Below are 13,820 nucleotides of genomic sequence, written 5' to 3'. Positions count from 1 at the left end.
GGGGTACGGCCTCCTCCGGGGATTTCCACGTCCCCTGGGTGATGGGAGAAGGGCGGCAGGTCAGTTCCTGGCTGCCAGGCACGGGGCCTGGTCACAGTGGCGGGACCGCGCCGGAGTCGCACCGGCTTCCTGAGTCCCACCGCCCCTTTTCAGACAGCCGAGTCGGAACTCGGTCAGGGCTCAGTATGCGTCAACGACTTTGATCTCCTCTTCCGAGATCTCTCCGTCCACGATGCGGAAGGAGCGGAACTGGAAGGGTCCGGCGGCGTCGGTGTCCGCGGTGGAGACCAGCACATAGTGCGCGCCGGGCTCGTTCGCGTACGAGATGTCCGTACGCGAGGGATATGCCTCGGTCGCGGTGTGCGAATGGTAGATGATCACCGGTTCTTCGTCGTTGTCGTCCATCTCACGGTAGAGCTTGAGGAGATCCGCGGAGTCGAACTCGTAGAACGTGGGCGAACGGGCGGCGTTCAGCATGGGGATGAAGCGCTCGGGACGGCCGCTGCCCTCGGGGCCGGCGACCACGCCGCACGCCTCGTCGGGGTGGTCGGCGCGGGCGTGCGCCACGATCCGGTCGAAGAGAGCCTGTGTGAGGGTCAGCATGACGATCAGGATAAACAGACCGGCGAAGGGGCGGGCCCGTACCGGTGTCCGGTACGGGCCCGCCCCTTCGCCGCGCTGGGCCCCGGGGGGCGGTCAGCGCTTGCGGAAGGCGTCTCCCTGCGGGTTGCGGCGCTTCAGCAGCAGATAGGCGACGCCGAGCAGCAGGCCCCACACGGGGGCGACGTAGAGGGAGATCCGGGCGTCCTTGTCGACGCCCATCAGCACGATCACCAGGCCGATGAAGGCGAGGGCGAAGTAGCTGGTGTACGGGGCGCCGGGGGCGCGGAAGGTGGACTGCGGGAGTTCGCCGCGGTCGGCCTTGGCCCGGTAGCGGATCTGGCTGACGAGGATCATGATCCAGGCCCACATGCCGGAGATGGTGGCGAAGGAGACGATCTTGTGGAAGGCCTCGCCGGGCCACTGGTAGTTGATCCAGACGCCGATCAGCATCAGTCCGGCGGAGAAGGTGGTGCCGAGCAGCGGGGTGCCGCTCCGGGTGAGCCGGGTGAAGATCTTCGGGCCCTGCGAGTTGAGCGCGAGGTCGCGCAGCATCCGGCCGGTGGAGTACATGCCGGAGTTGCAGGAGGAGAGCGCGGCGGTCAGCACGACGAAGTTGACGATGGCGGCGCCGACCTGGAGGCCCATCTCGTCGAAGGCGGCGACGAAGGGGGAGACCCCGGGCTGGAACTTGGTCCAGGAGACCACCGAGAGGATCATGATCAGCGCGCCGATGTAGAAGACCGCGATGCGGATCGGCACGGTGTTGATCGCCTTGGGCAGGTTCTTCTCGGGGTCCTTGGACTCACCGGCGGTGACGCCGACGAGTTCGACCGCGAGGAAGGCGAACATCACGATCTGGAGGGTCATCAGGGTGCCGCCGATGCCCTTGGGGAAGAAGCCGCCGTCGTCCCAGAGGAGGCTGACGGACGCGGTGTCCCCGGCGTCGGAGAAGCCGATGGTGAGGATTCCGGCGCAGATGAGGATCATGCCGATGATCGCGGTGACCTTGATCATCGAGAACCAGAACTCGATCTCGCCGAAGACCTTCACGGAGATCAGATTGGCCAGATAGAGGATGATCGTGAAGCAGAGCGCGGAGATCCACTGAGGGATGTCCCACCAGTAGGTCATGTACGAGGCGGCCGCGGTGACCTCGGTCATTCCGGTGACGACCCAGAAGAGCCAGTACGTCCAGCCGGTGACGAAGCCCGCGAAGGGGCTGATGAACTCCCGCGCGTAGTCGGAGAACGAGCCCGCGACCGGGCGGTACATCAGCAGTTCGCCGAGGGCCCGCATGATGAAGAAGATGACCACGCCCGCGATGGCGTAGGCCAGGATGAGACTGGGGCCGGCCTTGGAGATGCCCTTGCCCGCGCCGAGGAAGAGACCGGTGCCGATCGCTCCGCCGATCGCGATCATCTGTATCTGGCGGGCGCCCAGTCCTCGGTGGTAGCCCTGGTCCGCGCCGGGTCCGCCGTCGGCTCCCGCGGTGGTGTCGGTGAGCCCCGCGACACCCTTGCCGTCGTGCCCGTCATCTTTGCCGACCTGCACTGAGGTCATGGTGGTGCGCCCTTTCTCCATGCGGATCCGCTTCCGCTGCGACTGGCGCGCGGTCACGGATCAGGTCCTGATCCCCCCGGATACGGATGGAGTGCCACCGGCGATCCGCCGGCTCAAGCGCCCCCAGGGGCATGGGTGGCGCCCCTGGCGGTCGTGAAGATCTATCACGGTCGCCGCGGAGATCACTGAGGAAGAGTGTGGCGCAGACCACCACTAGAAGCGGACAAATGTCCCTCGACACGACAAAGCGTTCGGGTGTGGTGACGGGATCGTTATCCGGATTTGAGCGTCCGCTGAGCGTTCACCGAGGGGTGGCCGGTGGTCGCGGCAGGGGGTGGTCCGGGGCCGCCCGGGGGGCTCGCGCCGGGCTTCGGAGGCGGGCCGGGGCGGGGGCTCCAGGGGCGTCCGGGCGCGGGGCGGGCCCGGGCGCGCGGGCAGGGAGACGCCGGGACGCCCGGGCGCGCGGGCCGGGCGGTGGGCGCGGCGTCCCGGGGCCGCCGGGCGCCGCCCGGCGAAGGCTGGGCGGGCCGGGCGGGGGCCGGGCGGGCATGGCGGGGGCCGGGCGGGGGCCCTGGGGGCCCGGACGGTCAGGGCATCAGGGATTCGACGAGGGTCTCCTGGAGGACGCCGAGCCAGAGGTACGCCATCACCATCGGCTTGCGCGGATCCGAGTCCGGCAGCCGGTACAGCCCGGCCCCCTCGTCCTCGTCGCTGACCTCCAGACGGGTGCCGATCGTCAGCCGGAGGTCGTTGAGCGAGCGGAGCCAGCGCACGCAGTCCTCGGCGGTCAGCTTCAGCACCGCGCCGCCCTCGGCGTCCACGGTGAGCGTGTCGAGGCCGCGGACCACCGCGACCGCGTCGTCGCGCTTGTGGGTCCGCAGATCGTTCTCGGTGAAGCGCCGGAACTCGGAGGAGGCGGCCTCCAGCTCCTCGTCGGGCTTCTCGGCCGCCGGGTCGATGTAGGCGTCCGGGAAGAGCCGGGCGAGCGCCGGGTCGGCGGGCGGCTCGCTCGGGCCCTCCGCGAAGAGCGCGGCGAGCGGGTCCTCGCCCTCGACGGGCTCGTCGCCCGGTCCGATCAGTTCGAGGAGCTGTACGGCGAGCGAGCGCAGGATGGAGATCTCGACCTCGTCCAGCGCGATGGCCGCGCCCCCGCCGGGGACCGGCTCGAAGTGTCCCGGCATCAGTCGCGGTCCTGGGAGAGGGTCGCCCACAGTCCGTATCCGTGCATCGCCTGCACGTCGCGCTCCATCTCCTCGCGGCTGCCGCTGGAGACCACGGCGCGGCCCTTGTGATGGACGTCGAGCATCAGTTTGCGCGCCTTGTCCTTGGAGTAACCGAAGTACGCCTGGAAGACGTAGGTCACATAGCTCATCAGGTTCACGGGATCGTTGTGGACGAGCGTCACCCACGGCACATCGGGCTCGGGAACGGCGAAGGTCTCCTCCGCCGACTCAGGACGTTCGATCTCTGTGGGAGCAACACTCACCTGGTCCATGCTGCCACTGAGGGGGGCTCGGCGCATAAACGGCCACCACATCTCGTCACTCTGACGAAATGTGGGGTAGCATCCTGGCCATGGCTGGATCGCCCGGGCTCCCCGGGCGGCCGAGACGAAAGCGTGAGGCTGACTGCCGTGAACACCGCTGATCTGGGGCTGCCGGTGGACGTCCCCTCGACCGCCCTCTTCACCGACCAGTACGAGTTCACGATGGTGCAGGCGGCGCTGCGGGCCGGCACCGCCGCCCGTCGTTCCGTCTTCGAGGTGTTCACCCGCAGGCTCCCCGAGGGGCGCCGCTACGGGGTCGTCGCGGGCACCGGGCGGGTGCTGGACGCCGTGGAGAACTTCCGCTTCGACGCACGGGTGCTCGGCTTCCTGCGCGAGCGGAAGATCGTGGACGAGCCCACCCTCGACTGGCTCGCCTCCTACCGCTTCGGCGGCGACATCTGGGGCTATCCGGAGGGCGAGGTCTACTTCCCGGGCTCCCCGCTGCTGCGGGTCGAGGGCTCCTTCGCGGAGTGCGTGCTGCTGGAGACCGTGATCCTGTCGATCCTCAACCACGACTCGGCGATCGCCGCCGCCGCCTCGCGGATGTCGTCGGCCGCGGGCGGGCGGCGGCTGATCGAGATGGGCGCGCGGCGTACGCACGAGCTGTCCGCGGTGGCCTCCGCCCGGGCGGCGTACGTCGGCGGCTTCGACTCCACCTCCGATCTCGCGGCCGGCTTCCGCTACGGGATCCCGACCGTGGGGACCAGCGCGCACGCCTTCACCCTGCTGCACGACAGCGAGCGGGACGCCTTCCGGGCCCAGGTCGACTCGCTCGGGCGCGGCACCACCCTGCTGGTGGACACCTACGACGTGGCCGAGGCCGTCCGTACCGCCGTGGAGATCGCGGGCCCGGGGCTGGGCGCGGTACGGATCGACTCCGGCGATCTGCTGCTGGTCGCCCACCGGGTGCGCCAGCAGCTGGACGAGCTGGGCGCCCGGGACACGAAGATCACCGTCACCTCCGACCTGGACGAGTACGCCATCGCCTCGCTGGCCGCGGCGCCGGTGGACGGGTACGGGGTCGGCACCCAGCTGGTGACCGGCAGCGGGCACCCCACCTGTTCGATGGTCTACAAACTGGTCGCCCGCGCCCGTTCGGGGGAGCCCGGGGCCCCGCTGGAGGCGGTGGCGAAGAAGTCCCTCGGCGCGAAGTCCTCGATCGGCGGCCGCAAGTGGGCCGCGCGGCGGCGGGACGCGGAGTCGGTCGCCGAGGCGGAGGTCGTCGGCCTCGGCCCCGTACCGGCGGAGCTGGCCGACCGGCAGCTGCTGGTGGAGCTGGTCCGGGGCGGCGAGATCGTGGGGCGCGAGCCGCTGGACGCGGCGCGGCGGCGGCACATCGAGGCGCGGGCCGCGCTGCCGATGTCCGCCATTCAGCTCTCCCGGGGGGAGCCGGTGCTGCCGACGGAGTACGTGTGAAGCGGGCGCGCGCGGCAAGGCTCTCCCGTGTGATCCTTTCACTGCCTGCCATGCTCATGAAGGGTCTCCCGCGCGGCGGCGGGAGTCCCTAGGCTCGAAGGCGTCGGCCCGCACCGCTCCGGAGCGTGCCGGGCCCGCGCCGTACGCCGCCGCCGACCGTCCGCTCATCCCCGAAACTCCGAAGGACAGCCGCCATGCACCGCGCCTTGATCGTCGTCGACGTTCAGAACGACTTCTGCGAAGGCGGGAGCCTCGCGGTGGCGGGGGGTGCGGAGGTCGCCGCCGCCGTCACCGAACTGATCGGCCAGGCCGTGCCCGCCGGCTACCGCCATGTGATCGCCACCCGCGACCACCACATCGACCCGGGCGACCACTTCTCCGACACCCCCGACTACGAGAACAGCTGGCCGCGCCACTGTGTGGCGGGGACGGAGGGGGTGGGCTTCCATCCGAACTTCGCGCCGGCGGTCGCCTCGGGGGCGATCGACGCGGTCTTCGACAAGGGGGCGTACGAGGCCGCCTACAGCGGGTTCGAGGGCTTCGACGAGAACGGGATGACGCTCGCCGCGTGGCTGCGGGAGCACGGGGTGACCGAGGTGGACGTGGTGGGCATCGCGACGGATCACTGCGTCCGGGCGACGGCGCTGGACGCGGCGCGGGAGGGGTTCACGACGCAGGTGCTGCTGGATCTGACGGCGGGGGTTTCCCGCGAGCGGGTCGAGCGGGTGGTGGTCGAGCTGCGCGAGGCCGGCGTAGAGGTCACGGGCAAGCCCGTCACCTGACCCCACCCCGCCCCGCGAAGCCTCCCCCAGCCCCCTGAAGCCCCGCCACCGCCCTGCGCGCCCGCCCCGTGGCACGGGTCCGTCCTCAAACGCCGGACAGGCTGAGTGTGGCCCGGCACGGAGAGCACTCCAGCCCCTCCGGCGATTGAGGAGCCGGGACCGGGGCGGAGCCCCGGAACAAACCCAGGCCGTAGGGGCACAGGTCCGTCCTCAAACGCCGGACAGGCTGGATACGGCTCAGCCCAGGCACCCGGGGCGCGGGCGTCCACAAACGCCGGACAGGCCGAGCACGGCCCGGCACCGAGAGCACTCCAGCCCCTCCGGCGATTGAGGAGCCGGGACCGGGGCGGAGCCCCGGAACAAGCCCAGGCACCCGCAGCACAGGTCCGTCCTCAAACGCCGGACAGGCTGGATACGGCTCAGCCCAGGCACCCGGGGCGCGGCCGTCCACAAACGCCGGACGGGCTGGGGGTGGCCCGGTCGGGGGGTCAGGGGGTGGGGTCGCGTAAGGGGGTGTGGTCGCGGAGGAGGGTGCGGAAGGGGTGCCAGAGTTCGGAGGCGGACTGGGGGAGGGTCCGCCAGAGCAGCCCGTCGGGATGGTGGAGGACGGCGGTGATCTCGTCCGGCGTCGGAGGCTCCGCGTTCCCCCGGAGATAGACCGCCCGCAGCCCCAGATTGCGCAGCCTGGTCAGGGCTCGCGCACGATTCCCGGCATGCACCAGGAAGCGGGCGGGACGCCCGTCCCCCAGCGGGCTGGGCAGGCTGAGCGCGACCACGACGCTGCCGTTCGGCAGCTTGCTGAATCCTCCGCCGGGCATACTGATCGACTCCCCCGTGAGATGGCGTGTCAATAACGGTCTGGCACCACGCACCTAAACACGATCGGCCGCCGCCCGCTAGGGGGCGACGGCCGATCATGCTGTGACCTGCTGTTATGCCAATTACTTGGTCGAGGGACCCACCTTCACGGTGATCGTTTCGCCGCTCCGCGGCTCCTTCACGATCGCGATCTTGGTGTTGGTGTCAGTTACACGCACACTGCCCGTCGGATTCTCGGCGGTCCAGTAGACGCCCTTGCGGTCGTCGAAGACGCTGTTGCCCGGCCGCGCCTTGATCTTCGTCGGCACGCCCGCCCGGTGCAGGGTGACCGCGTCGTACGGCCGGGTGCTGAAGGTCGCGTCGAAGGACTGGATGCGGTTGCGCATCACGGTGCCGTCCGACCACTTCAGCGGCGCGGGGTTGGCGTCGATCGGGAGGATCTGGCCCTCACCCGGGTGGGAGCTGGTGTTGTTGTCCCGCTGGAAGGTGTCCCAGAGCCAGATCAGCAGACCGTTCTGGTTCGCGTAGTGCTCGACCCACTGGTGCTTGGGCGCGGCGAAGCCGAAGTTGTACGCGCCGGTCTTCAGGGTCTTGTCGTAGGACACGTACTGGCGGTTCTCGGCGATGTAGTACTGGTCGTAGTCCTTGGTGAAGGACTCGCCGATGCGCGAGAAGCCCTTCACGGTCCAGCCCGCGTCGTCGCCCTCGGCGTTGTCGGTGAACAGCGCCGCGCCGTCCGCCTTGACGGTGACGGCGTCCGCCGCGAAGCCCTTCTCGGTCGTCGCGCCGTCCGTGCGGTACTGGAACCGGAGGTCGATCTTCTTGCCCGCGTACGCGTCCAGCCCGTAGACGAGCTGCTTGTACGCGCCCGAACGGCCGGTCAGCGCGGGCTTGTCGCTCGCGTCGCGGCTGATCGGCCGGCCGTCGGCGGTGCCGTCGATCGGGGTCCAGTTGGCCCCGCCGTCCGTCGACACCTCGGTGTAGACGTAGTCGTAACCCCGCTCGGTCTGCCACCAGCCGGACAGCTCCAGGGAGGCGGTGGTCCGGCCCGTGAGGTCGACCGTGCGGGTCAGGGTGTTGCGGAGGTCGTCGCCCATGTCGCTCCACCACTGCCGGGCGCCCTCGGCGGGCTTCACGACCGGGGTGGTGCCGGGCTTCTTCGGCAGCTCGACGACGAGCGCCTGGGGGCGCTTGGTGTTGTACGCCGAGACGCCGAGGGTGTGGGTCGACTCCGTCCCGGCCCGCGCCTTGGTGTAGTTCAGCCAGCCCAGCTGGAGCTTGTCCCAGGAGGTCATGTCGCCCGGCAGATCGCCGATGGCGTCCTTGCCGCGGCCGAGCCACGAACCCGACGACATCAGGCTCCAGAAGCCGGTGGAGTTCTCGCCCCGGCCGGAGTAGTCGTACAGATCGGGCAGGCCCAGGTCGTGGCCGTACTCATGGGCGAAGACGCCGAGTCCGCCGTTCTCGGGCTGCACGGTGTAGTCGCCGACCCAGATGCCCGTGTCGCCGATCTGGGTGCCGCCGGCCTTGTTCTCCCCCGGGCCGGTGCGGCCCGCGTCGGTGCCGTACGCGTACCAGCGGTGCGCCCAGATGGCGTCCGTGCCCTGCGCGCCGCCGCCCGCCGACTCGTCCTCGCCCGCGTGGACGAACTGGAAGTGGTCGATATAGCCGTCGGACTCGTTGAAGTTGCCGTCGTTGTCGAAGTCGTAACGGTCCCAGAGGTCGTACTGGGCCAGGTCCGCCTTGATCTGCGCGTCCGTACGGCCCTGCGCCTTCTGGTCCCGCACCCAGGCGTTGACGCCGTCGCGGACCGCGTCCCAGGTGTTGTCGCAGTTGCTCTCGCCGCAGAAGTTCGAGCCGTAACGGGCCTCGTTGTAGTCGACCTTCACCCAGTCGGAGACCGTGCCCTCGACCGAGTAGCGCCCCGAGGACGCCTTCTCGAAGTAGGTCTTCACGGACTGCTTCTGCGCGCCGTTCGCGTCCTTGCCGCTGCCGAAGTACAGGTCCTGGAAGTGCTCGCGGTCGTAGTCCGCCTGCCAGGCCGTGGAGTTGTTGACCGCGCGGTTCGGCTGGGCGATCTTGTTGTGGGCGGGGCCCGGGGTGCCGCCGTACTTCTTCACCGGCGGCTCGGGGCCCTCCGGTCCGTCCGGGTCGTACATCGTGGTGTCGTCGACCTTGTCGCCGAACTCCAGCAGGATCGTGAAGATCTTGTCGGTCTTCTCCCGGCCCAGCTCGACGTACTTCCCCTTGTCGAGCTTGACCACATTGGATCCGCCGCGCCGCTGCACGGTCGCGTCCCCGGATATGACCTTCTCCAGCGCCGACTCGCGCTGGGCGGCCTGCTGCTTGCTGAAGGGTCCGTCGAGATCGTGGTCGACGTGGCCCTCCCGCGGCGCCGGGTCCTGGCGCTCGACGGCGGCGGCGGCCGGGGCCGTCGAGTCCCGGTCCCCCGCCTGGGCGGTGCTGAACGCCGATGCCGCCACGGTGGTCGCGGCGAGCGCGACGATCACGGCGGACGCTCTGGTCGTCCGTCTGTTGGTGGTCACGTGTTCTGGTGTCCTCCCCCGCGCCCTCGCCGCAGACCGGAGTGGGGCTGCCCGGACAAGGAACGCGCGCGTCACAAGTGAACGGCATTCGACCGTAGTCGGAGAAGAAAAGACAACCCTTGACTAGGACATTCCAACTGCACTATGCAGACACGGAGTTCCGATATCCGGACAGTCGCCGGCGGACGTGCCGAGCGGGGAGAACCGGACACCGAGCGGGTGAATCCAGCCAGCGGTATGACCGTATGACTCCGTGCGCCCCCTATGCACCGGGACCCTGCGTGAGGCAACGCTTACCCCGGACGACACACGGGCATGCAGCACCGTACGGTCACCGGCCGTGCGATCGCGTCGAGAGACATCCCCGGCCATCTCCCGACATCGCCCCCAGGACGGATAACGCCATGCCGCGTCCGACTGCCGCACAGCTCGCCTATGGTTCGGCCACCGTCGTCCTCTCCGCGCTGGCCCTGCTGCTGTTCACCCGGACCACGGAGGCGCTCGGCGTCGTGGTCATCGGCGTCGCCGCGATGGCGCTCGGGCTGATGGTGGCGGCCGTGCTGCCGGCCCGCGCCGCCCGCCGGAGCCGGGCCCGCGGATCCGGGGCGCCGGGGGCGCGCGCCGGGCGGGAGCCCGCCGGGGTCGGGGAGGGCGCGGGGCGCGGCTGATCCGCGAGCCCCGCCCGGTCACTCGGGAACCGTCACCACCACGGTCCGGCCCGCCTTGTCGTGCAGACCCTGCCGATAGGGCTTGTCGGCGATGATCGTGATGATGATGACCAGCCACCAGACGCAGAAGCAGCAGATCAGGGCGGGGGCCCAGAGGACCGCCGCGCGCACCAGCGCCGAGCGGGCGTCCGGGACGCTGCCGTCGTTGAGCATCGCCACCCGGAGCTTGAGCAGCCGCTTGCCCACGGTCTGCCCGTTCTTCTTCACCATCAGGGTGTCGTAGGCGACATACGCCACCAGGGAGATCAGCGACCAGACCCACTGTCTGCCGGTGTTCACATCGTCGGCGATGTCGTCCCAGCCGTTCCCGCTGTCGCCTCCGCCGCTCCACCCTCCGAAGACGAGGGAGAGCAGGAAGAGCGGAATGAAGATGATCAAAGCGTCGATGATCCGGGCGGCGAGCCGTCTGCCGAAGTCGGCGAGCGGCGGCATCCCGGCGAGCGGGTCGGGCGCGCCGCCGTAGGGCCCGCCGCCGTAGGCGCCCGGATCGTACGGGGGCATCCCGCCGCCCGCGCTGCCGTACGGGCCGCCCTGGCCGCCGCCGCCCTGCCATCCCTGACCGCCGGGTCCACCGGGGCCGCCCTGGCCGCCGGGTCCGCCCTGGCCGCCCTGGTTCCCTCCGTAGGGGGAGCCGGAGCCGGGCGGGGGGCCCTGGCCGCCGGGCGGGGCGGGATCCTGCGGCCTCTTGAGGAAAGGATCGTCCTCGGGGCCGCCCGGGCCGGGAGGCGGTGGCTGATCATTGCTCATGAGGGCAGTGCATCCCGAGCGGGCCGCCCCCGCAAAAGCTCGTGTGCCGTTCGGGGGAACCGTACGGAGAGCGGATCAGCGCACCGGGCGGTCAGCCGGCGGTGACGAAGGTGTGCGCCGCCTTGTCGTGCCAGCACTGCCGCCAGGGCCGGTCGAACAGGCCCCAGAGCACATTGAGCACACCGACGACGGCGAGGCCGAGCACCCCGTACACCAGCCAGCGGCGCAGGGCCGCGCCGAGCGGCGGGGGCTCGTGGGACTCGATGTCGACCACCCGGAGCCCGCACAGCCTCTTGCCGAGGGTGCGGCCCCAGCGGGCGGTCGGCAGCGCCTCGTACAGCGCGCCGAGGAGCAGCAGCGCGCCGAGGACGATGCCGAGGTGGACGGCGGTGGTGCCGTCCAGCAGCCAGACGGTGACGGTGCGGCCCGAGTGGCGGGCGGCCTCGATCTTGTCGTCCACATGGGCGAGCGTGCGGCCGGCCACGGGCACGGCGACGGCCGCGACGAGCGCGCCGAGGACGACGGTGTCGATCAGCCGGGCGGCGAACCGCCGGCCGAGCGCGGCGGGCCGGGCGGCGGCCTGCGCCTGGGCGATCTGGAGGAACGGGTCGTCGACCGGGGGCTTCCAGGGCACGACGGGCTGCTGTTCCGCCTCGTCGGGCCGGGCCAGCCGGTGCACCTGCTGGGCCCAGGAGGCGGCCCCGTCGGCGGCCTGCTGCGGCCCGCCCTGCGGCTGCGCGTGAGGCTGGGGCTGGGGATGCGCGTGGGGCAGGGGCTGCGGCTGGGCGTTCGGCTGCGCGTGCGGCTGCGGCTGTACGTGCTGTGCCTGAGGCTGTACGTGCGCGTGCGGCGGTACGGGGGCCTGCGGGCTCATGTGCGGCTGGGGCTGCGGCTGTTGGCGCGGCGGTACGGAGGGCTGCGGCTGGGGCGGGGCGGCGGCGCCCGGGGGCATGGACCGGACGCCGGGAGCCTCGCCGCCCTGACCCGGCTGGGCCCGGATGGTCAGGGTGCCGTCGGCCGGGGGCCGCCGTTCCCCGGGCGGCCGCTCACCGGAGCGGTCCTCGTCGCCCGGACGGGAGCGCGTGGGCCGGATGGTGACGGTCCGGTCGGCCGGCGGCCCGGCCGGCGAGGGCCGGACCGACCGCGCTCCGGGCAGCGCCCCGCCGGTGGGGTCACCGCCCTGCGCGGGCAGCCGCGGGTCGGCGGCCCGGGCGGGGCTCCGGCTCTCGGGGACCTGGACCGGCCCCTGGGGAGCGGGCGCCCGCTCCGGCGGGGCCGATGTCCCGTGCTCGGCCCGGGAGTCCGGAATCTGCGGCGCCGGGACCGGGCCGGACGGCCCCTGGGCGGAGGGCTCGCGGCCGCCGCCCCAGGAGACCCGGTGGTCGCGTTCGCCGCCGAACCCGCTCTGCCGGGAGGTGTCCGCCTGCCAGGCGGTGGCCGGTTCCGAGGGGGCGATCCGCTCGTCCGGCTCCTCGTCGATGAAGACCGGGCCGGTCTCCTCCAGCGCGGCGGGGGCGGCGGACTCGGCCGTCCCCGGCGGATTCTGCCGGGCCGTCCCGCCCGGTACGGCGGGCATCGCCTCGCCCGCCTTGGGCGCGGGCCGGCTCGTACCGGGCACCCAGGCCGCGCCGTTCCAGTACCGGACGTATCCGGGAATGGAAGGGTCCGGGTAGTAGCCGGGCTGAGGACTGTCGTCGCCGCCGGCCGGGGTTGGGGCGCTCATCACCGTGGTCCCGTATCTCCTCGAGAGCCTCAATTCAAGGCTCCACATCTATCAGACGCTCGCGGACGCCTGGGCCTGCCCAGCTGTAACGACCACTGTCCGGGGAGGTTCCGCTGCCGTGTCCGTCGTGGAGCAGGATGCCCTGCCCGTCGTGGAGCAGGATGCCCTGCCGGCCGCCGCCCGGACACCCCCGGCGGGCCCGGGTGTTCAGGGGCGGGGCGGGGCAGGACGGCCGACGCGGGTCAGGTCGAGCCCCTTCAGCCGCTCGGGGTCGGCGAGGGCGTCGATGGCGACGACCTTTCCGCCCGCGACGGTGAAGGCCATGACCGAGAGCGGGCGGCCCTCGGCGATGACGACGACCCCGGCGGCGCCGTTGATCAGCGCCGGGCGGACGAAGGGGGAGAGCCGGGCGAAGGTGAGCGCCCGTCCGGCCACCGTGCGCGCGCCGGTGAGGACGACGGAGTGGCGGGCCCGGCCGCCCGCGTCGGAGCGGAGCACGATGTCGGGGGCGAGCACCGCGACGAGCCCGTCGAAGTCGCCCTCGCGGGAGGCGGCGAAGAAGGCGTCGACGACGGCGCGCTGACGGGCGAGATCGGGGTCCGGGACGGGCGTTCGGCCCTGGACGCGCCGGCGGGCGCGGCTCGCGAGCTGCCGGGCGGCGGCCGGGGAGCGCTCGATCAGCTCGGCGATCTCCTCGAACGGGACGGCGAACGTGTCGTGGAGGACGAGGGCGAGGCGCTCGGCCGGGGCGAGCGTGTCGAGCACCACCAGCAGGGCCAGCCCGACGGAGTCGGCGAGCAGGACCCGCTGTTCGGGGTCGGCGCCGGACTCGTGGCTGACGACCGGATCGGGGACGCGCGCCTCCAGCGGGTCCTCGCGGCGCCGCTCGCGGGAGCGCAGCTGGTCGAGGCAGACCCGCCCGACGACGGTGGTGAGCCAGCCGGCGAGGTTCGTCACGCCGGAGGTGTCGGCGCGGCCGAAGCGGAGCCAGGCGTCCTGGACGGCGTCGTCGGCCTCGCTCAGCGAGCCGAGCATCCGGTAGGCCACCGCCCGCAGCCGGGGCCGGTGTTCCTCGAAGTCCTCGGTCCGCCAGATGCGCTCGTCCACCCCGCCGCCTTCCCTCGTCTCCGCGATCAGGGGAACAGAAGCACGAAACGCGGCCCGCGCGCACGGGAGGACCGCTTCCCGGGCCCCGCCCGTACGCCGGAGCGGACCGGGGCCGGGAAGCGGACCTGTGGGTAACCGAACGATCACAGAAAGTTTTTACCGAAAGTCGCGTCATCGTCGCGCGCGACCCCGCTCTCTCCGTGCGAGGGCCCGTTCCGGGCCCGCACCCCACCAGGAGAGGGA

General features: G+C 71.7%; 12 protein-coding genes and 1 riboswitch. Of the genes, 3 read left to right on the top strand and 9 right to left on the bottom strand.

Annotated elements, in window-relative coordinates:
• Positions 1 to 40: 40 nt before the first annotated feature.
• Positions 41 to 188, bottom strand: a riboswitch (cobalamin riboswitch).
• From ACF089_RS08445 to clpS, 4 genes are all read right to left on the bottom strand, one after another.
• The gene (locus ACF089_RS08445) at positions 181 to 603 is read right to left on the bottom strand and encodes a Mov34/MPN/PAD-1 family protein (RefSeq protein ID WP_392023627.1); all 423 of its coding nucleotides are present in this window, start codon (positions 601 to 603) and stop codon (positions 181 to 183) included. It overlaps the preceding riboswitch by 8 nt.
• 93 nt (positions 604 to 696) lie before the next feature.
• Positions 697 to 2,163, bottom strand: a complete 1,467-nt coding sequence (locus ACF089_RS08440) for an amino acid permease (RefSeq protein WP_392023625.1) — start codon at positions 2,161 to 2,163, stop codon at positions 697 to 699.
• Positions 2,164 to 2,750: 587 nt separating this feature from the next.
• On the bottom strand, positions 2,751 to 3,344 hold the full coding sequence (locus tag ACF089_RS08435) for a DUF2017 domain-containing protein (protein WP_392023621.1): 594 nt from the start codon (positions 3,342 to 3,344) through the stop codon (positions 2,751 to 2,753).
• A complete protein-coding gene (gene clpS / locus ACF089_RS08430; RefSeq protein WP_392023619.1) occupies positions 3,344 to 3,658 on the bottom strand; it encodes an ATP-dependent Clp protease adapter ClpS in 315 nt (104 codons plus the stop codon). The genes ACF089_RS08435 and clpS overlap by 1 nt, the downstream gene beginning before the upstream one ends.
• A gap of 138 nt (positions 3,659 to 3,796) precedes the next feature.
• Here clpS and ACF089_RS08425 point away from each other — a divergent pair, with 138 nt between their 5' ends.
• Positions 3,797 to 5,125, top strand: coding sequence for a nicotinate phosphoribosyltransferase (locus ACF089_RS08425; RefSeq protein ID WP_392023616.1), 1,329 nt, complete (start codon positions 3,797 to 3,799; stop codon positions 5,123 to 5,125).
• Between the two features lie 194 nt (positions 5,126 to 5,319).
• Positions 5,320 to 5,907, top strand: coding sequence for an isochorismatase family protein (locus tag ACF089_RS08420; protein ID WP_392023614.1), 588 nt, complete (start codon positions 5,320 to 5,322; stop codon positions 5,905 to 5,907).
• A gap of 488 nt (positions 5,908 to 6,395) precedes the next feature.
• Here the strand turns inward: ACF089_RS08420 and ACF089_RS08415 are convergent, their stop codons facing one another.
• Together ACF089_RS08415 and ACF089_RS08410 are read right to left on the bottom strand one after the other, a co-directional pair.
• The gene (locus ACF089_RS08415; protein ID WP_392023611.1) at positions 6,396 to 6,725 is read right to left on the bottom strand and encodes a hypothetical protein; all 330 of its coding nucleotides are present in this window, start codon (positions 6,723 to 6,725) and stop codon (positions 6,396 to 6,398) included.
• A gap of 123 nt (positions 6,726 to 6,848) precedes the next feature.
• Positions 6,849 to 9,272: an immune inhibitor A domain-containing protein gene (locus ACF089_RS08410; protein ID WP_392023608.1), complete on the bottom strand. Its 2,424-nt coding sequence runs from the start codon at positions 9,270 to 9,272 to the stop codon at positions 6,849 to 6,851.
• Positions 9,273 to 9,676: 404 nt separating this feature from the next.
• Here ACF089_RS08410 and ACF089_RS08405 point away from each other — a divergent pair, with 404 nt between their 5' ends.
• Positions 9,677 to 9,940 (top strand): hypothetical protein, encoded by a 264-nt coding sequence (locus ACF089_RS08405; RefSeq protein WP_392023606.1) that lies wholly within the window; start codon positions 9,677 to 9,679, stop codon positions 9,938 to 9,940.
• A gap of 18 nt (positions 9,941 to 9,958) precedes the next feature.
• Here the strand turns inward: ACF089_RS08405 and ACF089_RS08400 are convergent, their stop codons facing one another.
• The 3 genes from ACF089_RS08400 to sigJ all read right to left on the bottom strand — a co-directional run bounded on the left by ACF089_RS08400 (position 9,959) and on the right by sigJ (position 13,577).
• Positions 9,959 to 10,747, bottom strand: coding sequence for an RDD family protein (locus tag ACF089_RS08400; RefSeq protein WP_392023604.1), 789 nt, complete (start codon positions 10,745 to 10,747; stop codon positions 9,959 to 9,961).
• A 91-nt stretch (positions 10,748 to 10,838) separates the two neighbouring features.
• Entirely contained in the window at positions 10,839 to 12,470 is a 1,632-nt protein-coding gene (locus ACF089_RS08395) for an RDD family protein (protein ID WP_392023603.1), read from the bottom strand.
• 207 nt (positions 12,471 to 12,677) lie between these two features.
• Positions 12,678 to 13,577, bottom strand: coding sequence for an RNA polymerase sigma factor SigJ (gene sigJ / locus ACF089_RS08390; protein WP_392023601.1), 900 nt, complete (start codon positions 13,575 to 13,577; stop codon positions 12,678 to 12,680).
• Between the last annotated feature and the right edge of the window lie 243 nt (positions 13,578 to 13,820).

This window comes from Streptomyces sp. NPDC014894 (genome assembly GCF_043080985.1).
GTDB lineage: Bacteria > Actinomycetota > Actinomycetes > Streptomycetales > Streptomycetaceae > Streptomyces.
Note: the sequence above shows the minus strand (reverse complement) of the source record. Positions and strands in the feature narration are given on the sequence as shown.